At 71.2% G+C, this 20,757-nt stretch carries 23 protein-coding genes and 1 tRNA gene; 5 read left to right on the top strand and 19 right to left on the bottom strand.

Translation table 11 applies throughout. From position 1 onward, the window contains the following. Window positions 1-78: 78 nt before the first annotated feature. Both M2163_RS25085 and M2163_RS25080 read left to right on the top strand, forming a co-directional pair. Entirely contained in the window at window positions 79-1,563 is a 1,485-nt protein-coding gene (locus M2163_RS25085) for an MFS transporter (protein ID WP_280850598.1), read from the top strand. Window positions 1,564-1,700: 137 nt separating this feature from the next. After that, entirely contained in the window at window positions 1,701-2,462 is a 762-nt protein-coding gene (locus M2163_RS25080; protein WP_280895086.1) for a TetR/AcrR family transcriptional regulator C-terminal domain-containing protein, read from the top strand. A 69-nt stretch (window positions 2,463-2,531) separates the two neighbouring features. On the opposite strand, the gene M2163_RS25075 is transcribed toward M2163_RS25080, so the two are convergent. The 5 genes from M2163_RS25075 to M2163_RS25055 all read right to left on the bottom strand — a co-directional run bounded on the left by M2163_RS25075 (window position 2,532) and on the right by M2163_RS25055 (window position 7,244). After that, window positions 2,532-3,005, bottom strand: a complete 474-nt coding sequence (locus M2163_RS25075) for a PPOX class F420-dependent oxidoreductase (RefSeq protein WP_053853344.1) — start codon at window positions 3,003-3,005, stop codon at window positions 2,532-2,534. A gap of 4 nt (window positions 3,006-3,009) precedes the next feature. After that, window positions 3,010-3,213 (bottom strand): hypothetical protein, encoded by a 204-nt coding sequence (locus tag M2163_RS25070; RefSeq protein ID WP_280895085.1) that lies wholly within the window; start codon window positions 3,211-3,213, stop codon window positions 3,010-3,012. Window positions 3,214-3,248: 35 nt separating this feature from the next. Continuing rightward, on the bottom strand, window positions 3,249-4,070 hold the full coding sequence (locus tag M2163_RS25065) for a YceI family protein (RefSeq protein ID WP_280895084.1): 822 nt from the start codon (window positions 4,068-4,070) through the stop codon (window positions 3,249-3,251). A 92-nt stretch (window positions 4,071-4,162) separates the two neighbouring features. Then, window positions 4,163-6,694, bottom strand: a complete 2,532-nt coding sequence (locus M2163_RS25060) for an MFS transporter (protein ID WP_280895082.1) — start codon at window positions 6,692-6,694, stop codon at window positions 4,163-4,165. A gap of 13 nt (window positions 6,695-6,707) precedes the next feature. Beyond that, complete coding sequence (locus M2163_RS25055; RefSeq protein WP_280895080.1) at window positions 6,708-7,244, bottom strand: MarR family transcriptional regulator; 537 nt, start codon at window positions 7,242-7,244, stop codon at window positions 6,708-6,710. A 195-nt stretch (window positions 7,245-7,439) separates the two neighbouring features. Between M2163_RS25055 and M2163_RS25050 the strand changes: the two genes are divergently transcribed. Next, a complete protein-coding gene (locus M2163_RS25050; protein WP_280850605.1) occupies window positions 7,440-7,643 on the top strand; it encodes a hypothetical protein in 204 nt (67 codons plus the stop codon). 699 nt (window positions 7,644-8,342) lie between these two features. Here M2163_RS25050 and M2163_RS25045 read toward each other — a convergent pair. The 8 genes from M2163_RS25045 to M2163_RS25010 all read right to left on the bottom strand — a co-directional run bounded on the left by M2163_RS25045 (window position 8,343) and on the right by M2163_RS25010 (window position 12,812). Beyond that, window positions 8,343-9,245: an RNA polymerase sigma factor SigF gene (locus M2163_RS25045; protein ID WP_280895079.1), complete on the bottom strand. Its 903-nt coding sequence runs from the start codon at window positions 9,243-9,245 to the stop codon at window positions 8,343-8,345. A 326-nt stretch (window positions 9,246-9,571) separates the two neighbouring features. Further along, the gene (locus M2163_RS25040; RefSeq protein WP_280854152.1) at window positions 9,572-10,402 is read right to left on the bottom strand and encodes an RNA polymerase sigma factor SigF; all 831 of its coding nucleotides are present in this window, start codon (window positions 10,400-10,402) and stop codon (window positions 9,572-9,574) included. 170 nt (window positions 10,403-10,572) lie between these two features. Continuing rightward, window positions 10,573-10,866 carry a Dabb family protein gene (locus M2163_RS25035; RefSeq protein WP_037711848.1) on the bottom strand — a complete coding sequence of 98 codons (294 nt, stop codon included), beginning with the start codon at window positions 10,864-10,866 and terminating at the stop codon, window positions 10,573-10,575. Between the two features lie 12 nt (window positions 10,867-10,878). After that, on the bottom strand, window positions 10,879-11,055 hold the full coding sequence (locus M2163_RS25030) for a hypothetical protein (protein ID WP_280850607.1): 177 nt from the start codon (window positions 11,053-11,055) through the stop codon (window positions 10,879-10,881). A 105-nt stretch (window positions 11,056-11,160) separates the two neighbouring features. Then, window positions 11,161-11,245 (bottom strand) — tRNA-Ser (locus tag M2163_RS25025). A gap of 45 nt (window positions 11,246-11,290) precedes the next feature. Beyond that, the gene (tadA, locus tag M2163_RS25020) at window positions 11,291-11,716 is read right to left on the bottom strand and encodes a tRNA adenosine(34) deaminase TadA (RefSeq protein WP_280850608.1); all 426 of its coding nucleotides are present in this window, start codon (window positions 11,714-11,716) and stop codon (window positions 11,291-11,293) included. A 59-nt stretch (window positions 11,717-11,775) separates the two neighbouring features. After that, window positions 11,776-12,318, bottom strand: coding sequence for a hypothetical protein (locus M2163_RS25015; protein ID WP_280854153.1), 543 nt, complete (start codon window positions 12,316-12,318; stop codon window positions 11,776-11,778). Window positions 12,319-12,629: 311 nt separating this feature from the next. Then, window positions 12,630-12,812 carry a hypothetical protein gene (locus M2163_RS25010; RefSeq protein ID WP_007383124.1) on the bottom strand — a complete coding sequence of 61 codons (183 nt, stop codon included), beginning with the start codon at window positions 12,810-12,812 and terminating at the stop codon, window positions 12,630-12,632. A 96-nt stretch (window positions 12,813-12,908) separates the two neighbouring features. On the opposite strand from M2163_RS25010, the gene upp reads away from it, so the two are divergent. After that, window positions 12,909-13,544, top strand: a complete 636-nt coding sequence (gene upp / locus M2163_RS25005; protein ID WP_280850609.1) for a uracil phosphoribosyltransferase — start codon at window positions 12,909-12,911, stop codon at window positions 13,542-13,544. Between the two features lie 489 nt (window positions 13,545-14,033). On the opposite strand, the gene M2163_RS25000 is transcribed toward upp, so the two are convergent. Continuing rightward, the gene (locus tag M2163_RS25000; protein ID WP_280895078.1) at window positions 14,034-14,678 is read right to left on the bottom strand and encodes a LytR C-terminal domain-containing protein; all 645 of its coding nucleotides are present in this window, start codon (window positions 14,676-14,678) and stop codon (window positions 14,034-14,036) included. 99 nt (window positions 14,679-14,777) lie between these two features. Then, window positions 14,778-15,074: a type II toxin-antitoxin system VapB family antitoxin gene (locus M2163_RS24995; protein ID WP_003999914.1), complete on the bottom strand. Its 297-nt coding sequence runs from the start codon at window positions 15,072-15,074 to the stop codon at window positions 14,778-14,780. 170 nt (window positions 15,075-15,244) lie between these two features. Here M2163_RS24995 and M2163_RS24990 point away from each other — a divergent pair, with 170 nt between their 5' ends. Next, window positions 15,245-16,798: a helicase HerA-like domain-containing protein gene (locus tag M2163_RS24990; RefSeq protein ID WP_280897310.1), complete on the top strand. Its 1,554-nt coding sequence runs from the start codon at window positions 15,245-15,247 to the stop codon at window positions 16,796-16,798. Between the two features lie 192 nt (window positions 16,799-16,990). Here M2163_RS24990 and M2163_RS24985 read toward each other — a convergent pair whose 3' ends face one another. The 4 genes from M2163_RS24985 to M2163_RS24970 form a co-directional block, all read right to left on the bottom strand. Next, the gene (locus M2163_RS24985; RefSeq protein WP_280850611.1) at window positions 16,991-17,308 is read right to left on the bottom strand and encodes a hypothetical protein; all 318 of its coding nucleotides are present in this window, start codon (window positions 17,306-17,308) and stop codon (window positions 16,991-16,993) included. Between the two features lie 593 nt (window positions 17,309-17,901). After that, window positions 17,902-18,552 (bottom strand): HdeD family acid-resistance protein, encoded by a 651-nt coding sequence (locus tag M2163_RS24980; RefSeq protein ID WP_280850612.1) that lies wholly within the window; start codon window positions 18,550-18,552, stop codon window positions 17,902-17,904. Window positions 18,553-18,610: 58 nt separating this feature from the next. Further along, complete coding sequence (locus M2163_RS24975) at window positions 18,611-19,207, bottom strand: HhH-GPD-type base excision DNA repair protein (protein ID WP_280895077.1); 597 nt, start codon at window positions 19,205-19,207, stop codon at window positions 18,611-18,613. A gap of 25 nt (window positions 19,208-19,232) precedes the next feature. Continuing rightward, the gene (locus tag M2163_RS24970; RefSeq protein ID WP_280895076.1) at window positions 19,233-20,717 is read right to left on the bottom strand and encodes an FG-GAP-like repeat-containing protein; all 1,485 of its coding nucleotides are present in this window, start codon (window positions 20,715-20,717) and stop codon (window positions 19,233-19,235) included. Window positions 20,718-20,757 lie beyond the last annotated feature (40 nt).

Here is a 20,757-nt window from a genome sequence, read left to right as displayed (position 1 = left end):
TCTCGTCGTACGGCCGGAAAGCGCGACGGCGGAAAACCGCGTTGTACACCGTATAGGAGCTGTTCTACGGTGTACAGCATGACCGCTCCCGCCCCCGCCGCCGTCTCCCAGGGCCACCCCCAGCGCTGGCTGATACTCGGCGTCATCTGTCTCGCGCAGCTCACCGTGCTGCTCGACAACACGATCCTGAACGTGGCGATCCCCTCCCTCACCAGCGAACTGGGCGCCGCCACCTCCGACATCCAGTGGATGATCAACGCGTACTCGCTGGTGCAGTCCGGACTCCTGCTCACCGCGGGCAGCGCGGCCGACCGGTACGGCCGCAAGAAGATGCTGGCCGCGGGACTGGTGCTGTTCGGCGCCGGATCACTGGTCGCGGGTCTCGCCGACTCCACCGCCCAACTGATCGCGGCCCGGGCCGGGATGGGTGTGGGCGGCGCGCTGCTGATGACCACCACGCTCGCCGTGGCCATGCAGATCTTCGCGCCCGGGGAGCAGCCGAGGGCGATCGGCATCTGGGCGGCGGTGAACTCGCTGGGCTTCGCGACCGGCCCCCTCCTCGGCGGCTTCATGCTGAACCACTTCTGGTGGGGCGCGATCTTCCTGATCAACCTGCCGGTCGCCGCGCTCGCCCTGGTCGCGGTCGTGATCCTGGTCCCCGAGTCCAAGAACCCCCGGGGCGACCGGCCCGACCTCCTCGGCGCCCTGCTCTCCACGATCGGCATGGCCGCCCTGGTGTTCGCGATCATCTCCGGCCCCGAGCACGGCTGGACGTCCGGCCGGGTGCTGGTGCCGGCGGCGGTCGCGGTGGCGGTCCTCGGGGCGTTCGCGTACTGGGAGAGCCGCATCCCGTACCCCATGCTCGACATGCACTTCTTCCGGGACCGCCGGTTCACCGGAGCGGTGGCGGGAGCGGTCCTGATCACCTTCGGCATGGGCGGCTCGCTCTTCCTGCTCACCCAGCACATGCAGTTCGTCCTCGGTTACGGCCCCCTGGAGGCGGGGCTGCGGACGGCACCGCTCGCGCTGATGATCGTGACCCTCAACTTCACGGGCGTCGCGGCGAAGTGGTCGACGAGGCTCGGGACGCCGCTCTCCATCGGCCTCGGCATGGCGGTGATGGCCGCGGGCCTCCTGTCCATCGCCACGCTCACCGGCCACGGCTATCCGGGCACGCTCCTCGGACTGGTGCTGATCGGCGCGGGGGCGGCGGTCGCGAGCCCCGCGATGGCACACGCGATCATGAGCGCGATCCCGCCGGAGAAGGCCGGGGTCGGCGCGGGGATCAACGGCACGGTGGCGGAGTTCGGGCAGGGGCTGGGGGTCGCGGTCCTGGGCGCGGTGCTGAACGCGCGGTTCGCGGCGGGGATCGCGGTGGCCGCGGTGTCGCTGCCGGGGGCGCTGGCGGAGGCGGGGTCGGCGGCGGAGAGGACGCGGATCACGGACGCGTTCGCCTCCGGCCTGGAGAGCAGCCAGTTGGTGGGGGCGGTGGCCGTACTGCTGGGCGGGGTGGTGGCGGGGGTGTTGTTGCGGCGGGCCGAGCGGGTTGCTCCGCAGGGTTGAGCGCCAGGGGGCGGGGCTTCCCCGGCCATGGGCGGGTGCGGGTGCGTTGTGGCTGGTCGCGCAGTTCCCCGCGCCCCTTACAGGTTGGCGCAGGCCTAGCATCCTTGGCAGGTGAACGACGTCTCGGAAGGTGCGCCATGGCGAAGGCAGGCCAAGAAGCGGCCGCGCGAACCAGTGTCTGGCTGGAAGGCAAGGTGCGCCGGGGTGGACGTGGGGGCGGCCAGCCTTCCGGCCTCGACCGGGACCGGATCACCGAGGTGACCGTACGGCTCCTGGACGCCGAGGGACTGGCCAAGTTCTCCATGCGGAGGCTGGCCGCCGAGCTGAACGTGACCGCGATGTCCGTCTACTGGTACGTCGACACCAAGGACGACCTCCTCGAACTCGCCCTGGACGCGGCCTTCGGCGAACTGGAGCTGCCGGACCCGGACGCCGACGAGGACTGGCGGGACCAACTGCGCACGGTGGCCGGGGAGTACCGGCGGCTGCTGGTGCGGCATCCCTGGGTCTCACCGCTGGCCGGCACTTTCCTCAACATCGGCCCGCACTCCCTGGCCCTGTCCCGGACCGTGCACCGGGTCGTCCGCAGGACCGGCCTGCCCGCCCACGGCATCACCGGCGCCATCTCCGCCGTCTTCCAGTTCGTCTACGGCTTCGGCACCATCGAGGGCCACTTCGCCACCCGGGCGGCCCGCGCCGGCATGACCCAGGAGTCCTACTTCCGCCACGCCATGGCCTCGGCGACCCAGTCCCCCGACGCCGCCGAGATCCTCAAGGAGAACGAGGAGATCATGACGGCGAGGGGCGGCGACACGGTGGAGGAGATGAGGGACAGGGACTTCGACTTCGCTTTGAACCTACTGGTCAAAGGCATCGAGGCAATGGTGGAACCCACCTAGGGGCGCGGGGAACTGCGCGACCAGCCCCCACGCACCCGCACCCGCCGACGAACCGGGCCCCCCGCCCCCTCACGCGTCCGGCGAAGCCAACCGCGCCGGAAAACCGCCGGTGGCAACCGGCCCCCACCGCTCCGGCGTGACCCGGATGATCGACTTCCCCTGCTTCACCATCGCCGCCCGGTACTCGTCCCAGTCGGGATGCTCCCCCGAGATGTTCCGGAAGTACTCCACCAACGGCTCCACGGAATCGGGCGAGTCGATGACCTCCGCGGTCCCGTCGACCTGCACCCACGGTCCGTTCCAGTCGTCGCTCAGCACGACCACGCTCACCCGCGGATCCCGCTTCGCGTTCCGCGTCTTCGCCCGCTCGGGATACGTCGACACGACGATCCGCCCCGAGTCGTCCACCCCGCAGGTCAGCGGCGAGGCCTGCGGTGACCCGTCCGCCCGCCGCGTCAGCAGGATCGCCCGGTGCCGGGGGCGCACGAAGTCCAGCAGCTCTTCCAGGGACACGGACGTGTTGGTCGCAATGTTCGGTGCCATGGATTCAGCCTAGTTGGAGCGCCACGGCGTGCCAGTGCACCGCGTCACGGCCGGTCCCCGCGCCGACGTCCAGCACCCGCGCGGGCGCCGGCGGCAGCAGGTCCAGCAGCGCCCCGTGCACATCCTCGAACGACACGCTCTCGTAGACCCGCCCGAGCCGCTCCGCCGACTCTGCGTAGTACGCCTGCACCCCCGTGCTCCGCTCCATGCCCCGAACCGTACGTCCCGCCACTGACAACGCCCTCAGGCCTGCGGCAGCGACTCCCCCTGGACCGCCTGCACATCGAGCTCGACCTTCAGGGTCGTGCCGATCGCCGCGATCCCGGCCTGCACGACCTGGTTGTAGTTCATGGCGAAGTCCCCCCGCCGCAGCTGGGCCGTCGCCCGGAAGGCCGCGCGGGTACCGCCCCAGGGGTCGGCGCCGGTGCCCAGGTAGGCGAGGTCCAGGTCCACCGGCCGTACGACGCCCCGCATCGCCAGTTCCCCGCGGACCGTCCAGCGGTCCGTGCCGGCCGCCGTCAGCCCCGTCGACCGGTAGGTGATCTCGGGGTACCGCTCGACGTCCAGGAAGTCCGCCGACCGCAGGTGCTCGTCCCGCATCGTGTTCCCCGTGTCGATGGAGGCGGCCCGGATGACCGCCTCCACCCGGGACTTGGTCACGTCGTCCGGGGCGACCTCGATCGCCGCGGTGAAGTCGGTGAAGCGGCCGTGCACGCTGGAGATGCCCAGGTGCTGGGCGACCGCGCCCACGCTGGAGTGGGCCGGGTCGACGGTCCAGGGCCCGGGCGGCGGGAGTTCCGCCCCGCCGATGCGGGCCAGCGTGACCGTGCCGACCTCGGCCCGGCCGCTCGCCGTGACGATCGCGCTGGAGGCGGCGGGCGCGTAGCCCACGGCGGTGACGATGACGGTGTACGGCCCCGGCTCCAGCGGAGTCCCGTCCCGCACGGCCCCCTCGGCGTCCGCCTCCGCCCGCAGTACCTGGGCGCCGGTCATGTCGGTCACCGTGACGACCGCGTGCGACACGGCCCATCCGTCCCGGGTGCGGATCCTCGCGGTCAGTCCCATGTCTCACAACTCCTCGAATGAAGACCGGCCCGTGGCGGGCGCGCGCCGCCGCTCAGAGCGCGCGCTCCCTGCCACGGGCCGGAGCGGGTGAACTACTCGCCGGGGTGGGCGAGTTCGATGTCGTGGCCGTCTACGCCGGGCCCGTTCACCGTCAGGGCCGTCGCCTGCGGCGGGTAGCCCGTGGCGATGACCGTGTACTCGCCGCCGTCCAGGTCGGTGAAGGCGTACGCCCCGTCCGTCCCGGTGGTGGCGGTCCCGACCACGTTGCCGGCCGCGTCCACGAGGGTGACCCGCGCGTCGGCCAGCGGACCGTGCGGCGCCCGTACGACACCCTGGAGGCGGGCGCCCGCGTCGAGGTCCACCTCGATCCGGGTGACGCCGGTGCCGCCGACCTCCACGGGCAGGGCGCGCGGCCGGAACCCGGCGGCGTTCACCGCGACGGTCACCGCACCCGGCACCAGCTCCCCGAAGGCGAACTCGCCCTGCTCACCGGTGGTCCCGGTGGCCAGCAGATCGCCCCGCACATCGGTGACGATCACCATCGCGTCCTTGACCGGCTCCCCGCTCTGCGCGGCCCGCACGAGCCCGTTCAGCCCGCTGGTGCCGCTGAGGAGGACGTCGTAGGCCACCGGCTCACCGTTCACGAGGACGGTGGACGCCTGCGGCTGGAAGCCGTCCGCGGAGGCGATCAGGACGTACGACCCGACGCCCGGCGCCTCGACCGCGTAGGAGCCGTCGGCCCGTGTCACCGACCGGCCCAGCTGCTGTCCCGAGAGCGAGATCAGCGTGACCGCGGCTTGCGGGACCGGCGCGCTCTCGGCGCCGCGCACGAAACCGCGGACCGGGATGCCGCCGGAACCGGCCGGGGACTCCTCGGGGCGGGCGAGCGTGGCCACGGCGGACAGCCGCTGCGTGCCCGCGGGGGTGGCTTCGGTGTCGGAGGCGGTGGCGGCCCAGCTCGGGGTGTGCCCGGCTGCCGGGGCCTCGGCCTCGGCCTCGGCCGCGGGCGCCTCGGCCGGCGACTGCTCGGCCGCGGCCTGCGCCAGCGCGCCCCTGGTCCTCAGCGGGACCTCCTTGATGAACAGGGTGATCAGGAGCGCGACGGCCGCGAGGGCGCCGGCGATCAGGAACACGTCGGCGATGCCGTGGCCGTAGGCGCTCTCCATGAGCGTGCGCACCGGGGCCGGGAGCTTGGCCAGGTCCGGGATGCTGTCGGTGGAGGAGCCGGAACCGGCCAGGGCGGCCCGGTACTGCGGGTCGAGGGCGGCGACACCGTCCTTGACGTAGTGCGTGATCCGGTGGGACATGACCGCGCCGAGCGCGGAGACGCCGACCGCACCGCCGAGGGAACGGAAGAAGGTGACCGTCGAGCTGGCGGCGCCGAGGTCGCTCGGGTCGACCTGGTTCTGCGTGCACAGCACCAGGTTCTGCATCATCATGCCGATGCCGAGACCCAGCAGCGCCATGAAGATCGACATCTTCCAGTAGGCCGTGTCGTACCGGATGGTGCCCAGCAGGCCCAGTCCGGCCGTCACCAGCACACCCCCGCTGACCAGCCATGCCTTCCAGCGCCCGGTGCGGGTGATGAACTGCCCGGAGACGGTCGAGGAGACGAACAGACCACCGATCATCGGGATGGTCATGACGCCGGACATCGTCGGGGACTTGTCGCGGGCCAGCTGGAAGTACTGGCTGAAGAAGACCGTGCCGGTGAACATCGCGACACCGACGAAGAGCGAGGCCAGCGAGGCCAGCGTGATGGTGCGGTTGCGGAACAGCCGCAGCGGGATGATCGGCTCGGTGGCCTTGGCCTCGATCAGCACGAACAGCAGTCCGAGCACGATCGAACCGCCGACCATCGTGTACGTCTGCCACGACAGCCAGTCGTACTTGTCACCGGCGAAGGTGACCCAGACCAGCAGCAGCGAGACGGCGGCGGCGATGAAGGTCGCGCCGGCCCAGTCGACCTTGACGTCCCGCTTCACGACGGGCAGGTGCAGGGTCTTCTGGAGCACGATCAGCGCGATGACGGCGAAGGGGACACCGACGTAGAAGCACCAGCGCCAGCCCAGCCACGAGGTGTCGGTGATGACACCGCCGAGCAGCGGGCCGCCGACGGTGGCCACGGCGAAGGTCGCGCCGAGGTAGCCGGAGTAACGGCCGCGCTCGCGCGGGGAGATCATCGCGGCCATGACGATCTGCGCCAGGGCGGACAGACCGCCGACGCCGATGCCCTGGACGACTCGGCAGGCGATCAGCATGCCGGAGTTCTGCGAGAGACCGGCGGCCGCGGAGCCGAGGACGTAGATGACCAGCGCTATCTGGACGAGCGCCTTCTTGCTGTACAGGTCGGCGAGCTTGCCCCACAGGGGGGTGGCCGCGGTCATCGACAGCAGGGCGGCGGTGACGACCCAGGTGTAGGCGGACTGGCCGCCGCCGAGGTCGCTGATGATGTGCGGGAGCGCGTTGGTGACGATCGTGGACGACAGGATCGCCACGAACATGCCGAGCAGCAGGCCGGAGATGGCCTCCATGATCTGCCGGTGCGTCATCGGGGCGTACTCGCCGGAGCCTCCCCCGTGCTTGGCGTGAGCCCGCACACCGGATGGTGTGGTCGTTGCCATGGGCTTCCTTCTCTTACTGGGTGATCGCGGGTGTACGGGTGGTCTGTTCGAGTACGGGGGGTGCGGGCGGCCGGGGTTCGGGACCGTGGGCCCGGGTGTCGTGCGAGCGGGTGTCGTGCGAGCGGGTGTCGTCGAAGCTCGCCCGCAGCCGGGCCATCAGCGCGGTCAGCTGGGCCACCTCGTCGTCGCTCCAGTCGTTCAGCCGCTCGGCGAGCATGTGGCAGGTCCGCCGGGAGAGCTGGTCCAGGAGTGACTGGCCGGCCGGGGTCAGGCGCAGGATGCGGGAGCGCTTGTCCGCGGGGTCGGGGGAGCGCTCGATCCAGCCGCGCTCGGCGACGTGGGCGACATGGCGGCTGGTGACCGACATGTCCACGGCGAGCAGCTCGGAGAGCTTGCTCATGCGCATGTCCCCGTAGCGCCCGAGGAGGGTCAGCACCGCGGCGGAACCGGAGGGGCACTCGGACGGCATCATCCGTCCGATCTCCCTCTTCACGGCTCCGAAGGCGCTGAACTGGCGGATCAGCTCCTCGTATCGCGCCTGCTCGGCCATCACACCTCCCGTATTCGTTGCTTAGGGCAACCATAGGCGTGCTTGGTTGCTACAGGCAAATAAAACGGGGTGAGTGCGACCTCAAAACTTGGCAAAGGCAAGTATTGCGAACGTAAACCTGCATGTGGGGCCCGCTGATACCCCGGTCAGCCCCGCACTTGGGCCCGACTCCCGGATTCGCTAGGGTCTCTGGGCATGGCTGAGAACCAGGTCCCCCAGGGCAACCACGACCCCGCCGGCAGCACGCAGATGTTCCGCGCGTTCGTAGACGAGGGCCCGCAGGGCCGTCGGCAGGCCGCGCCGGCCGCGACGTCCGGTGGGCCGCGGGTCGGGCTCATCGTCGGTGTGGTCGTCGCGGTGGCGATCGTTGCGGCGGTGGCTTGGCTGGCGCTGAAGTAGCGACGGCGGCGCGGGTTCGGTGGGGGCGGGCGTTTTTGCGCAGTTCCCCGCGCCCCTGAGTGCCTGCGGCGGCCCGTTGCTGCCCGGTGGGGGCTCGTGTAGCGCATACGGCCCGGTGGGTGGGTCGGTGCCGGGGTGGGGGGTATCCGTCCTCGGTCCGGCGGCTCGGTCCCTTGATCTGTCCTCTGTGCCGGACGCCGGCCGCTGCGGGCGGACACCCCCCACCCCGTCCCCTGCCCGCCGTACGCGGCCAACGGTCGGTCGTAGCGCGCCGTCCGGCAAACGGCCCGTCGCGGCGCGGGCAACTGCACCCACCCAGGGGCGCGGGGAACTGCGCGACCAGCCCCCACCGACCCGCACCCGGCGGGTGAGATGGCCAACGGCCCGTCGTGGCTTGGGTGACTGCAACTCCTCAGGGGCGCGGGGAACTGCGCGACCAGCCACGACGGACCCGCAGTCGCCCGACAACCCCAGCCGGCACCCCCTTAGGCGCCCGCCCAAGCCCAGCGCAGCGGCCCCGCGGGGAACTGCGCGACTAGCCACGACGGACCCGCAGTCGCCCGACAACCCGAGCCGGCACCCCCCTAGGCGCCCGCCCAAGCCCAGCGCAGCGGCCCCGCGGGGAACTGCGCGACCAGCCACGACGGACCCGCAGGCGCCCGACAACTCAAGTCGGCACCCCCCTAGGCGCCCGGATCCTCAGTCCGAGATGAGGCCCTCGCGCAGCTGGGCCAGGGTGCGGGTCAGGAGGCGGGAGACGTGCATCTGGGAGATGCCGACCTCCTCGCCGATCTGTGACTGGGTCATGTTGGCGAAGAAGCGCAGCATGATGATCTGGCGCTCCCGGGGCGGCAGTTTGGCCAGCAGCGGCTTCAGCGACTCCCGGTACTCGACGCCCTCCAGAGCCGTGTCCTCGTAGCCGAGGCGGTCCGCGAGGGAACCCTCGCCGCCGTCGTCCTCGGGGGCCGGTGAGTCCAGCGAGGACGCGGTGTACGCGTTGCCGACCGCGAGGCCGTCGACGACGTCCTCCTCGGACACGCCCAGCACGGAGGCGAGTTCGGCGACCGTCGGGGAGCGGTCCAGCTTCTGGGAGAGCTCGTCGCTGGCCTTGGTGAGGGCCAGCCGCAGCTCCTGGAGCCGGCGCGGGACGCGCACCGACCACGAGGTGTCACGGAAGAACCGCTTGATCTCGCCCACGACGGTCGGCATCGCGAAGGTCGGGAACTCCACGCCGCGTTCGCAGTCGAAGCGGTCGATCGCCTTGATCAGGCCGATGGTGCCGACCTGGACGATGTCCTCCATCGGTTCGTTGCGCGAGCGGAAACGGGCCGCCGCGTAGCGCACCAGCGGGAGGTTGAGTTCGATGAGGGTGTCCCGGACGTACGCGCGCTCGGGGCTGTTCTCGTCGAGTGCGGCGAGCCGCAGGAAGAGGGAGCGGGACAGGGTGCGGGTGTCGATGGCCCCGGACACGGTCGGGAGGGCCGGAAGGGCCGGGAGGGCCGGGGCCGGCGCGGCCTCGACGGCCGTGACGTCGTCGAGTACGGGCTCGGCCGCGCTCTTCGTGAGCGTGAGCACCTTCGAGCTGCCCTGATCTGCGGACATGCCACCCCCTTTGGGTCGCGGGACGGTCGCGGCGAACGCCCCGTGGTGGAACGTCAGCCTTCACCTGAATACCGGAGCCGAAGCCTCGGCAAACGCGCTTCCGGCAGAATGTCACATGTCGGCAACACGCTGTAGTGACATGTCGACATGTGAGACTCTAATCCGCCCTGGATAAAGGGGGTCTGACGGTTTTTCGGCACAGAAGTGTCGGGAACGGCGCCGGTGAGCGATTCGCTCGCGCCGGTTACGCCTCGATCCTGCTTGCGAACTGCGGCGTTACGGGACGTGCGACCGTGCGCCCCTTATGCACCCGCTATCCGCCGCGATTATGCGTCGATCCGATTGGCGGACCGCAGCCGCTGGAAGCTACGCGCCAGTAGCCTCGAAACGTGCATCTGTGAGACACCGAGTTCCGCGCTGATTTGCGACTGGGTGAGATTGCTGTAGTAGCGCAGCAGCAGGATTCGCTGTTCGCGTTCCGGGAGTTGGACCAGGAGATGGCGGACCAGGTCGCGGTGTTCCACGCCGTCCAGCGCCGGGTCCTCGTAGCCCAGCCGGTCGAGCAGTCCCGGCAGTCCGTCGCCCTCCTGGGCCGCCTCCAGCGAGGTGGCGTGGTACGACCGGCCGGCCTCGATGCAGGACAGCACCTCGTCCTCGGTGATGCGCAGCCGCTCGGCGATCTCGGCGGTGGTCGGGGTGCGCCCGAAGGCGGTGGTCAGGTCCTCCGTCGCGCCGTTGACCTGCACCCACAGCTCGTGCAGCCGGCGCGGTACGTGGACGGTGCGGACGTTGTCGCGGAAGTACCGCTTGATCTCGCCGACGACGGTCGGCATCGCGAAGGTCGGGAACTGCACGCCCCGGTCCGGGTCGAAGCGGTCGATGGCGTTGATCAGCCCGATGGTGCCGACCTGGATCACGTCCTCCATCGGCTCGTTGCGGGAGCGGAAGCGGGCGGCCGCGTAGCGCACGAGGGGGAGGTTGGCCTCGATGAGCGCCGCCCGCACCCGGTTGTGCTCCGGAGTGCCCGGCTGGAGCTCCTTCAGCTGGCCGAAGAGCACCTGGGTGAGCGCCCGGGTGTCGGCGCCGCGACTGCGTGGGGCGGCCTCCTGGGGGGCCTCCTGGGGAGGCGCGGTACTGGCCGCCACGGTCAACGCCACCTCTTCGTTGGTCAACTCATCCGTCAAAAGCGGTCATAGCATCACAAGACATGTGCACTGTGTGCAAGCACCGCATAACGTTGGGTTACGCCGTGTTGAGGGGCAACTTGGGCTCAAAGACGCAGAAAAGCCTCCCGCCGTTCCCGGCAGGAGGCTTCGGAGCACCCGGCTCAGTACGCGTAGTCGGCGATCACCCAGGTGGAGAATTCCTTCCACAACGCCACACCCGCCTGGTGCTCCGGGTGCTCGACGTAGGTCCGCAGCGCGGCCGCGTCCTCGAACCCGGAGTTGATGGCGAAGTCGTAGGCGATGGGGCGGTCGCTGAGGTTCCAGCCCAGCTCCCAGAAGCGGATCTCGGGGATCTTGCCGTCCAGGGCGCGGAAGGCCTCGACGCCCTCGACCACGCGCGGGTCGTCGCGCTCGACACCCTCGTTGAGCTTGAAGAGGACGAGGTGACGGATCATCTGAGCTCCCAGCTAGTGCGCGCCGTCGGCCAGCCATGTGAAGAAGTCGCCCACGGCCTTGGCGGCGTCCGATATGCCCTGGAACCCTATCTCCACGTACTCGGCGGCCTTGGACGGGTCCGTGATGATCACGTACAGCACGAAGACCACGAGCACATAGACGGCGAGCTTCTTACCGTTCACCGCCACCGCGGCCTCCCCCGCTTGGTACCTCTGTTGCTTCTGGGGCGCGAGTGTAACCGGGGTGATCAGTACGCACGAAGGGCCCCGTCCTTCGACGGGGCCCTTCTCAAGCGGTAGCGGAGGGATTTGAACCCTCGGTGACTTGCGCCACACTCGCTTTCGAGGCGAGCTCCTTCGGCCGCTCGGACACGCTACCGAGGGAGACCTTACAGCAAGGTGGGGCGTGCTTTGAAATCCGTATTCAGCGGTCCCGGAAGAACTCCGTGAGGAGCCCCGCGCACTCCTCCGCGAGGACGCCCCCGATCACCTCGGGGCGGTGGTTGAGGCGCCGGTCGCGGACGACGTCCCACAGGGAGCCGGCCGCGCCCGCCTTCTCGTCCCGGGCGCCGTAGACGACCCGGTCCACCCGGGACTGCACGATCGCGCCCGCGCACATCGTGCAGGGCTCCAGCGTGACGACGAGCGTGCAGCCGGTCAGCCGCCACTCGCCGAGCTCCGCCGCCGCCCGTCTGATCGCGAGGACCTCCGCGTGCGCGGTCGGATCGCCGACCGCCTCGCGTTCGTTGTGGCCGGCCGCGAGCACGGTCGTACCGTCCGGGGACAGTACGACGGCGCCCACCGGCACGTCCGGGCCCGCCCGGCCGGCCTCGTCCAGGGCGAGCCGCATCGCGGCCCGCCAGCGGTCTCGTACCGGGTCCGGGCTGCCCTCCTTCTCGGTCCCAGCGGTCAGCGGACGGTCTCCAGGACCTCCGAGGCGCCCAACGACTCGGCGATCTCGGTGAGGGCGTCCTCCGACAGGGCCTTCAGTTCCTTCTCGCTGACGCCCAGGTCGTCGAGGACCTGCGAGTCGCCGACCGGGCCGTGCGGCACGGCCTCCTTGGCGCCGCCCGCCTCGGCGGTGACGTCATCGTCGTCGTCCTCGTCCTCACCGTCCTCGGTGCCGTCGAGGTCGAGGGCGTCGAGGTCCGGGCCGTCGTCGCCGGGCTCCCTTCCGAGCAGTTCGTCGGTGAGCAGGATCTCCCCGTACGAGCTGCGGGCAGCGGCGGCGGCGTCCGAGACGTAGATACGAGGGTCCTCCTCGCCGTCGATGCGGACGACGCCGAACCAGGCGTCCTCCTGCTCGATCAGTACGAGCACCGTGTCGTCCTCGGCCGCGGCTTCCCGGGCGAGGTCGGCCAGATCCGACAGCGTCTCCACATTGTCGAGGAGTTCTGTGTCGCTCGCTTCCCACCCGTCTTCGGTGCGCGCGAGCAGTGCGGCGAAGTACACCGTGACTCTCCCACTGGTCATAGGCGTGCCGGTTGGGGGTCCCCCCGGCGGAGGTTGGGCGGGGAGAGCTCGGCTCCGAGCCCCACCCACTCGGAATCGTGGCAGAAACAAGGCGTTCAGGGGACGTCTTCGGCACCCTGTGTCCGGTGGTTTTGATCGCACGCGCGTCGGCACGTCGGTGAAGGACTCACCAGCGCACTCGTCGCCGCCACGAGCGGGATCGTACGCGGCTTTTCCAAGGGCCCACGCACGGCCACCTGTTCAGGGTCTCCGGAGTGCTCCGCGGGGCGCCCCGGGTCACGTGATCTTTCTTACCAACGGAAGGTCCGCATACGCATCGCGTGCCGCAGCCGGGCCACCTTCGCCCGGCGCGGCTGCACCCGGTCACGCAGTTCGCGGGCCTCCGCGAGATCGCGCAGGAACTGCGCGCGTCGGCGCCGGCGCTCGGCGTCGGTCTCCTGTGACGACGGTTCGTGCTCAGGCAGGTCAGGCATCGGTTCACCACCCCAGTCCGTCCCTCCCACTTTCCCCCGGTCGGGCGGTTTGACGCCAGCGCGAGGGGTTCGGTGGACCCGGTTACTGTTGTGGACATGCGTCTCCACGTCGTCGACCACCCTCTGGTCGCCCACAAACTCACCACGCTGCGCGACCAGCGCACCGACTCCGCGACCTTCCGCCGCCTCGCCGACGAGCTGGTCACCCTGCTCGCCTACGAGGCCACGCGCGACGTGCGCACCGAAGCGGTCGACATCCGCACCCCGGTCGCCCCCACGACCGGTGTGAAGCTGTCGTATCCCCGCCCGCTGGTGGTCCCGATCCTGCGTGCCGGGCTCGGCATGCTCGACGGCATGGTCCGGCTGCTCCCGACCGCCGAGGTGGGGTTCCTCGGCATGATCCGCAACGAGGAGACGCTCCAGGCCACCACGTACGCCGCGCGCATGCCGGAGGATCTCTCCGGGCGGCAGGTGTACGTCCTCGACCCGATGCTCGCGACCGGCGGCACGCTGGTGGCGGCGATCCGTGAGCTGATCCGGCGCGGCGCGGACGATGTGACGGCGGTGGTCCTGCTGGCCGCCCCGGAGGGCGTGGAGATCATGGAGCGCGAGCTGGCGGGGACGCCGGTGACGGTGGTGACGGCGGCGGTCGACGACCACCTGAACGAACACGGCTACATCGTGCCGGGGCTGGGCGATGCGGGGGATCGTCTGTACGGGGCGGCGGAGTAGCGGGTGCGGGTTCGGTGGGGGCGGGCGTTTTTGCGCAGTTCCCCGCGCCCCTGAATGCCTGCGGCGGCCCGTTGCGGTCTCTGGGGGCTTCTGTAGCGCGTGCGGTCCGGTGGGTGGTCGGTGCCGGGGTGGGGGGGTGTCCGTCCTCGGTCCGGCGGCTCGGTCGCTTCAGCTGTCCTCGGTAACGGACGCCGGCCGCTGCGGGCGGACACCCCCCACCCCGTCCCCTTGCCGCCGTCCGCGGCCAACGGTCCGTCGTGGCGTGCGTGACTGCACCCACCCAGGGGCGCGGGGAACTGCGCGATCAGCCCCCACCGGCCCGCACCCACCCCACAACCGGCGGGTGAGTTGACCAACGGCCCGTCGTGGCTTGCGTGACTGCAACTCCTCAGGGGCGCGGGGAACTGCGCGACCACAGCCACGACGGACCCGCACCCGCCCCACGACCGAACCCGGCACCCCCCTGGCGCCCCGCCCGAGCCGGCGCAGCTACCCGCAGCTCTTCTTGGACCCCGTGGCCGCCGGCGCGGGGGCCGTCAGCGCGGCCAGTGCCTTGTCGGCGACCGCTTTGCTGCTCAGGCTCTTGAAGCCGTTGCCGATGATCAGGTCGACCTCGGCGCCCTTGCGGGTGTCCGTGCGGGTCTCCGCGGAGGCGAGCTGCGTGCCCAGGACCGGCAGGGAGGTCTTGAGGGCGGACGACGGCCCGAGCAGTATCCCCGTGCCCTTGACCTTCTTGTCGTACGTCGCCGTCGCGTTGCCCACGTCGCCGATCCGGAAGCCCCGCTTCTTGAGCTCGTCCGCCGTCTTCTTCGCGAGCCCGCCGCGGGGCGTGGCGTTCAGGACGTTGACGGTGATCTGACCCGGCTTGGGGAGCGGGGCCGCGGAGGCGGCGGGGGACGCGCCGGACTTCTTCGTGCAGTTCGCCTTGGCACCGGCCGCGGAGGCCTGGTCCCCGCCGCCCGTGAACACGTCGATGAGCTGGAGCGTGCCCCAGCCGACCAGGCTCAGGGCCGCGGCGGAGGCCACCACGCCCAGCACGAGCCTGCCGCGCCGCCGGGACCGGCGCATCCGGGGGTACTTGTCGCCCGTGATCCGGTACTTACCGCCCATGCCGGGGGGCGTCAGCATGCTCATGGGCGCAGCGTAGTGCGCTTGGGCGGCGATGCCTACTAGATGATCATTGACCACCGCACAGGAGAACCCGAAAGGGCCAAACCTTTACAGCGCGGTCACTCAGTCCAGCTCGAGCACACGCGCGTGCAGCACCTGTCGCTGCTGGAGCGCCGCCCGCACCGCGCGGTGGAGGCCGTCCTCCAGGTACAGGTCGCCCTGCCATTTCACGACGTGCGCGAAGAGATCGCCGTAGAACGTCGAGTCCTCGGCGAGCAGGGTCTCCAGGTCGAGCTGGCCCTTGGTCGTCACCAGCTGATCGAGGCGGACCGGGCGCGGTGCGACGTCCGCCCACTGCCGGGTGCTTTCCCGGCCGTGGTCGGGGTACGGCCGGCCGTTTCCGATGCGCTTGAAGATCACACGGAAAGCCTACCGGTCAAGACCTTCCGGGCGCAGCCATGGCGAGCGAGTGCGACGCTGGAAAAAAGCCATGAAAAGGGGCGTACCGGGAGCAGGGGTTTGGTATGAGCGAGCGAAAGACCCCGCCGCGGGGCACGACGGGGGCCGCCGCGGCAACCACCGACCAGTCCATGCCACAGGCACAGTCCCGCCCCGCCGCCTTGCCCCAGCAGGCCCTGGAGATCGCCTCCGGCTACGCCTTCACCGGGCCCACGCTCGAACTCGGCGCGTTGCTGTGGGACGGCGTCTGCCTCCCGGACGCGCAGGTCAGGATCCCCCTGCCGATGCTCAACCGGCACGGACTCGTGGCCGGCGCCACCGGCACCGGCAAGACCAAGACGCTCCAGCTCATCGCCGAGCAGTTGTCGGCGCAGGGGGTCCCCGTCTTCCTCGCCGACATCAAGGGCGACGGGTCGGGGATCTCCGCACCGGGCGCACGGAACGAGAAGGTGCAGGCCAGGGCCGCGGAAGTGCACCAGCGGTGGGAGCCCGCCGGCTGTCCCGCGGAGTTCTACGCCCTCGGCGGCATCGGGCACGGCATCCCGGTCCGGGCCACGGTCACCAGCTTCGGACCGCTCCTGCTGTCCAAGGTGCTCCAGCTCAACCGGACCCAGGAGCAGTCCCTAGGCCTGATCTTCCACTACGCCGACCAGAAGGGGCTGGAACTGGTCGACCTCAAGGACCTGCGGGCCGTCGTCGCCTTCCTGACCTCCGACGAGGGCAAGAGCGAGCTGAAGAACATCGGGGGCCTGTCCACCGCCACGGCCGGGGTCATCCTGCGCTCCCTGACCGCCTTCGAGGCGGAGGGCATGGCCGACTTCTTCGGGGAGCCGGAGTTCGACACCGCCGAGCTGCTGCGGACCGCGGACGACGGGCGCGGCCTGGTGTCCGTGCTGGAGCTGGCCGCCGTGCAGGACCGGCCGCGGCTCTTCTCGACCTTCCTGATGTGGCTGCTCGCCGATCTCTTCCACGATCTGCCGGAGGTCGGGGACGTCGACCGGCCGAAGCTCGTGTTCTTCCTCGACGAGGCGCATCTGCTCTTCGAGGGGGCCTCCAAGGCGTTCCTCGACTCCCTCACGCAGACCGTGCGGCTGATTCGCTCGAAAGGAGTCGGCGTCTTCTTCGTCACGCAGACCGCGAAGGACGTACCCGCCGACGTCCTCGCGCAGCTCGGGAACCGGGTCCAGCACGCGCTGCGGGCCTTCACGCCGGACGACCAGAAGGCGTTGAAGGCGACCGTGCGGACCTTCCCCGATTCCGCGTACGACCTGGAGGAGCTGCTCACCGGCCTGGGCACGGGGGAGGCCGTGGTGACGGTGCTCAGCGAGAAGGGGGCGCCTACGCCCGTCGCCGCGACCCGCCTGCGGGCTCCCGAGTCCCTGATGGGACCGGTCGACACCGGTGAGCTGGACTCGGCGGTCAGGGCCTCCGCGCTGTACGGACGGTACGCACAGGCTGTGGACAGGGAGTCGGCGTACGAGAAGCTCGACTCCCGCGGCGCCAAGGGCCCGGACGAGATGAAGGCCCCGCCGGCCCCGACCCCGGCCCGCGCGGACGACCCCTCCGTCGTCGAACAGGTCGTCGGCAGCGGCATGTTCAAGTCGCTGGCGCGGTCGCTGGGCACGCAGATCGGGCGGGAGATCACCCGCTCGCTCTTCGGTACGGCGCGGAGGAGGCGGCGGTAGCCCCGCGGCCTCCTCCGGCGGATCAGCCCCGCTTCTCCTCTCTCACCGGCGGCTGCTTCTTCGTGCTCTGCGGTTTCGGCGCACTGCGCGCGGCCTCCGCGCGCAGCAAAGCGCGCAGGACCGCGTACGGATCGACGGGCATGACGGTGTTCCTTGCGTGAGTGCTGAACAGGCCGGGAGAAACGGGCTCTGTCAGCAGCGCAGGACCACCGAACGCAGGGCGGGCAGCGCGTACGGCGACCGCGGGGGCGCGGGGAGCGGGCGGTCCGCGGGCACACCGGGGGCAGGCTCCGGCCACGGCACGGGCCGCAGCGGTACGACCGCACGGTGGACGGCGCGGGCCGGTGGCCGCAGGGCCGTGTCGAGAACGTCGTACTCGACGATCTCCCCGGCCGGGACGGGCGGCATCGCGTGCGCCTGGAGATGCGTACCGGGGACCAGCAACGCGAGCAGCAGCACGAGCGCCCGCAGCCAGTCGCGGCTGCCCGGGGCACGTCGTACGGAACTCACACAGGTCGTCTCCCCCACCGGCACGCCCGCTGCATCACTGCGACCACGCAATTCACCCGCCCGGAGTGGCGTACGCGACGGTGGCCGGGGGCGGCTCGGATGCCGGTGGCGCGGCGAGGAAAGGGTGCGGCGGGGTGAGGAGTGTCGAGGGGTGTCCGGGGGGTGCCGTCCGGTGGGTGCTGGTCATCGGCTCCGGGATCCGGCCGTTGCCGTCGGCGCCTCTGCCGGTGATGCCTGTCCGTGCCCGGCCTGCGGGAGGGGCCGGGCCATTCATGGCGGCCATGAGGACACCAGTGGGCCTTGGGCGGGGACGGCGGTGGCCGGGGGCGCGGCCGGTGCCCGCCGGTGGGTGGTCCAGGCCCCCGAGTCCGACGGAGGCCGTGCCGCCGTCGCCCCGCTCACCGCCGGGCCCAGGGCCGCGGCGGCCCGGCCGTCCTCCGGGCGCAGGGAGAAGGAAGGGGTAGGGGACGGCCGAGGGCGGCGGGACCGGACAGGGGCGGCATCGCAGTTCATTGCCTGTGGCCGGCCACGCGCCCTCGCCCCGCGACCGACGGCCTGGCACGACGGTGACTCTCCCGGTGTGTCCGCCCAGGTCACACCGTGCGCGGTAGGTGTCTGGCCTTGCTGCGGATGGTGAGGGCGGTGACGATCTCCACGGCTCCCACGACGACCAGCCAGATACCGCCGACCAGGGTGAGGACGGTGATCGACTCGAAGGGGGAGTCGATCAGCACGATCCCGGCGACGAAGGTGAGCACGCCGAGGAGGATCTGCCAGCCGCGGGCCGGCATGGAGCGGTCGGACGCGGCGGCCAGGGTCTGGGTGATGCCGCGGATCAGCCAGCCGATGCCGATCCACAGGGCGAGCAGCAGGATCGACCGCATCGGGCCGCGCAGACAGAACAGGCCCAGCAGGATCGACAGGCTGCCGCTGACGAAGGCCAGGACGCGCAGCGCGGTGGTCCGGTGCGTGCCGAAGGCCGCGACCAGCTGGAAGATGCCGCTGATGAGGAGGTAGACGCCGAAGAGGACCCCGACCGCGAGGAGGGAGGCGTCGGGCCAGACCAGGACCAGGACGCCGAGGACCAGGGAGGCGGCACCGGTGAGCAGGACGACCTGCCAGGCGGCCTCGGCGAGGGTGTGCAGGGGGCCCTCGAAGGGCGGTTCGGGCGCGTGCGGGGCGCTGCCGGGAGGGTGGCCCGCGTGGACCTTGCGGTCGTCGAAGCGGTCGTCGAACTCGGTCATGGTCCATGCTGGGACCACCGTGCGCCCCCCGGCCACCCGGGACGGGCCACCTGGCTGACTAGGACTTCCCGTCCGCCTTCGCCGCCTTCGCCGCCGCCTTCATCTCCTGCTTGTGCGCGCGGACCTTCGTCAGCGACTCGGGGCCCGTGATGTCGGCGACGGACCGGAAGGAGTCCGGCTCGCCGTAGGCGCCCGCGGCCTCCTGCCAGCCCTTCGGCCGGACACCGAGCTGCTTGCCCAGCAGTGCCAGGAAGATCTGAGCCTTCTGCTTCCCGAACCCCGGCAGCTCCTCCAGCCGGCGCAGCAGCTCGCGCCCCTCCTCGACGCCCTTCCAGACCAGCTCGGCCTCACCGTCGTAGTGCTCGACGAGGTACTGGCACAGCTGCTGGATGCGCTTGGCCATCGAGCCGGGGTAGCGGTGCACGGCCGGCTTCTCGGAGAGCAGCGCGACGAACGCCTCCGGGTCCTGCGCGGCGATGTCGTGCGCGTCGAGGTCGCTCGCGCCGAGGCGGTCCGCGATGGTGCGGGGGCCCTTGAACGCCCACTCCATCGGGACCTGCTGGTCCAGCAGCATCCCCACCAGCGCGGCGAGCGGGGAGCGGCCGAGGAGCTCGTCGGCCTCGGGGTCCTGGGCGAGGTGCAGGGTGACGTCCATGACTCCGATCATGCCCCCGCCGCGGTCACAGCTCCACGTGAGGGCTGGTCAGTGCTGCGCCGAAGTAGCCCTTGACGCCCCGGACGGTGATGCCGGCGCTCTTTCCGCACAGGTTCACCGAGCCCTTGAGGACCGGTCCGGAGGCCGAGCCGCGGGCGATCCACAGGCAGCCGTCGTTGTTCTCGGTGGGCGCGGCCACGACCGTCTCGGCCCTGCCGTCGCCGGTGAGGTCGGCGAGATGGACGGCTTCGCCGAACGCGTCACCCGTCTCCACGGCGCCGGGCACGTCGGCCGTGTCCTGGGTGTATCCGGCGGCCTTGGCGGTGGTCAGGCCGGTGGCGGAACCGCGCAGGAGAACGGCGGTGCCGGCCCTCTTGCGGGTGCCCACGGCCTCGTCGGGGGAGCCGATCAGGACGTCGGCGTATCCGTCCTTGTTCACGTCACCGACGCTCAGCGACCGGCCGAACAGGTCGCCCCACTCCGCGCCGCCCGGCACGCCCGCGGTGTCCTGGTGGAAGACCTTGGGCTTCTGGCCGGCGGTGATGCCCTGAGCGCTGCCGTAGAGGACCTGGATCTCGCCGCCCTTGTGCGCGGCGCCGGTCGCGTTCATGGTGTGGTCGTCGTCGGCGACGGCCGTGACGAGGTCGCCGTAGCCGTCGCCGTTGACGTCACCGATCTGTCCGGCGTGGCCGTCGGCGTAGGGCAGATCGGCGGGCCAGTTGGCCGAGTAGTCCTCGGGGTCGGGGGCGCCGGTGTCGAGATCGACCGGTCCGCGGAGGTCACCGTCGGTGGGGCCGGCGAGGTAGAAGCGCTCGGCCCTGCCGTCGCCGTTCACATCGCCCATCACCACACCGCGGGCGTTCACCCGCGACTCACGGTAGTGCGAGGCGGCCTTGCCGGTGCGGGTGAAGGGCCCTGAGTAGGAGGAGACCTCGCAGCCGGAGCCGACGCCCAGTTCGGGGGCGCCGTCGCCGTTCATGTCGCCCGTGGCCAGCGACAGGCCGAAGCGGCAGTACGTCCAGCCCTCGCCGTAACCGGCCGGCGGGGCAATGCTCGCGCCGCCCCTCAGCCCGCTGGACCCGCCCCACACGACGGTCACGGTGCCCCGCAGGTCGACGCCGCCCACGTTCTCGTCCGGGGTGCCGACCAGCAGGTCCGCGTATCCGTCCCGGTCCAGGTCGGCACTGGCCACGGTCGTGCCGAACCTGTCCCAGGCCTCCGGGCCGCCCGGAATCCCGGACGTGGCCTGGGTGATGACGGTCCGGCGGGTGGTGCTCACCGAGGACTTCGAGCCGTACAGCACGACGACGGCACCGGCCTCCTCCACGCTCCCGTTGGCAGCCATCGGGGCGCCGACCGCCAGGTCCCGGTAGCCGTCACCGTTGAAGTCGTCCTGGACGGCGGCGGTGTTGGCCCCTTTGTAGGGGGCGGCGGCGGACGAGGTCACGGGCGTGAGCGGGACGGCGACGGACGCGGTGAGCACGGCGGCCGCGATGACGGCTCTGCGCAACGGGACTCCTCGGTGAGCGGCAACCGCCGTCCGGTACAGG

Source organism: Streptomyces sp. SAI-135 (genome assembly GCF_029893805.1).
Taxonomy (GTDB): domain Bacteria; phylum Actinomycetota; class Actinomycetes; order Streptomycetales; family Streptomycetaceae; genus Streptomyces.
Note: the sequence above shows the minus strand (reverse complement) of the source record. Positions and strands in the feature narration are given on the sequence as shown.

What these genes read in the sequence shown, in the direction of transcription:
- M2163_RS25085 (WP_280850598.1), top strand. Translation starts at nt 79, where the DNA reads ATGACCGCTCCCGCCCCCGCCGCCGTCTCCCAGGGCCACCCCCAGCGC.
- M2163_RS25080 (WP_280895086.1), top strand. Translation starts at nt 1,701, where the DNA reads ATGGCGAAGGCAGGCCAAGAAGCGGCCGCGCGAACCAGTGTCTGGCTG.
- M2163_RS25075 (WP_053853344.1), bottom strand. Translation starts at nt 3,005, where the DNA reads ATGGCACCGAACATTGCGACCAACACGTCCGTGTCCCTGGAAGAGCTG.
- M2163_RS25070 (WP_280895085.1), bottom strand. Translation starts at nt 3,213, where the DNA reads ATGGAGCGGAGCACGGGGGTGCAGGCGTACTACGCAGAGTCGGCGGAG.
- M2163_RS25065 (WP_280895084.1), bottom strand. Translation starts at nt 4,070, where the DNA reads ATGGGACTGACCGCGAGGATCCGCACCCGGGACGGATGGGCCGTGTCG.
- M2163_RS25060 (WP_280895082.1), bottom strand. Translation starts at nt 6,694, where the DNA reads ATGGCAACGACCACACCATCCGGTGTGCGGGCTCACGCCAAGCACGGG.
- M2163_RS25055 (WP_280895080.1), bottom strand. Translation starts at nt 7,244, where the DNA reads ATGGCCGAGCAGGCGCGATACGAGGAGCTGATCCGCCAGTTCAGCGCC.
- M2163_RS25050 (WP_280850605.1), top strand. Translation starts at nt 7,440, where the DNA reads ATGGCTGAGAACCAGGTCCCCCAGGGCAACCACGACCCCGCCGGCAGC.
- M2163_RS25045 (WP_280895079.1), bottom strand. Translation starts at nt 9,245, where the DNA reads ATGTCCGCAGATCAGGGCAGCTCGAAGGTGCTCACGCTCACGAAGAGC.
- M2163_RS25035 (WP_037711848.1), bottom strand. Translation starts at nt 10,866, where the DNA reads ATGATCCGTCACCTCGTCCTCTTCAAGCTCAACGAGGGTGTCGAGCGC.
- tadA (WP_280850608.1), bottom strand. Translation starts at nt 11,716, where the DNA reads ATGCGGCTCGCCCTGGACGAGGCCGGCCGGGCGGGCCCGGACGTGCCG.
- M2163_RS25010 (WP_007383124.1), bottom strand. Translation starts at nt 12,812, where the DNA reads ATGCCTGACCTGCCTGAGCACGAACCGTCGTCACAGGAGACCGACGCC.
- upp (WP_280850609.1), top strand. Translation starts at nt 12,909, where the DNA reads ATGCGTCTCCACGTCGTCGACCACCCTCTGGTCGCCCACAAACTCACC.
- M2163_RS25000 (WP_280895078.1), bottom strand. Translation starts at nt 14,678, where the DNA reads ATGAGCATGCTGACGCCCCCCGGCATGGGCGGTAAGTACCGGATCACG.
- M2163_RS24990 (WP_280897310.1), top strand. Translation starts at nt 15,245, where the DNA reads ATGCCACAGGCACAGTCCCGCCCCGCCGCCTTGCCCCAGCAGGCCCTG.
- M2163_RS24980 (WP_280850612.1), bottom strand. Translation starts at nt 18,552, where the DNA reads ATGACCGAGTTCGACGACCGCTTCGACGACCGCAAGGTCCACGCGGGC.
- M2163_RS24975 (WP_280895077.1), bottom strand. Translation starts at nt 19,207, where the DNA reads ATGGACGTCACCCTGCACCTCGCCCAGGACCCCGAGGCCGACGAGCTC.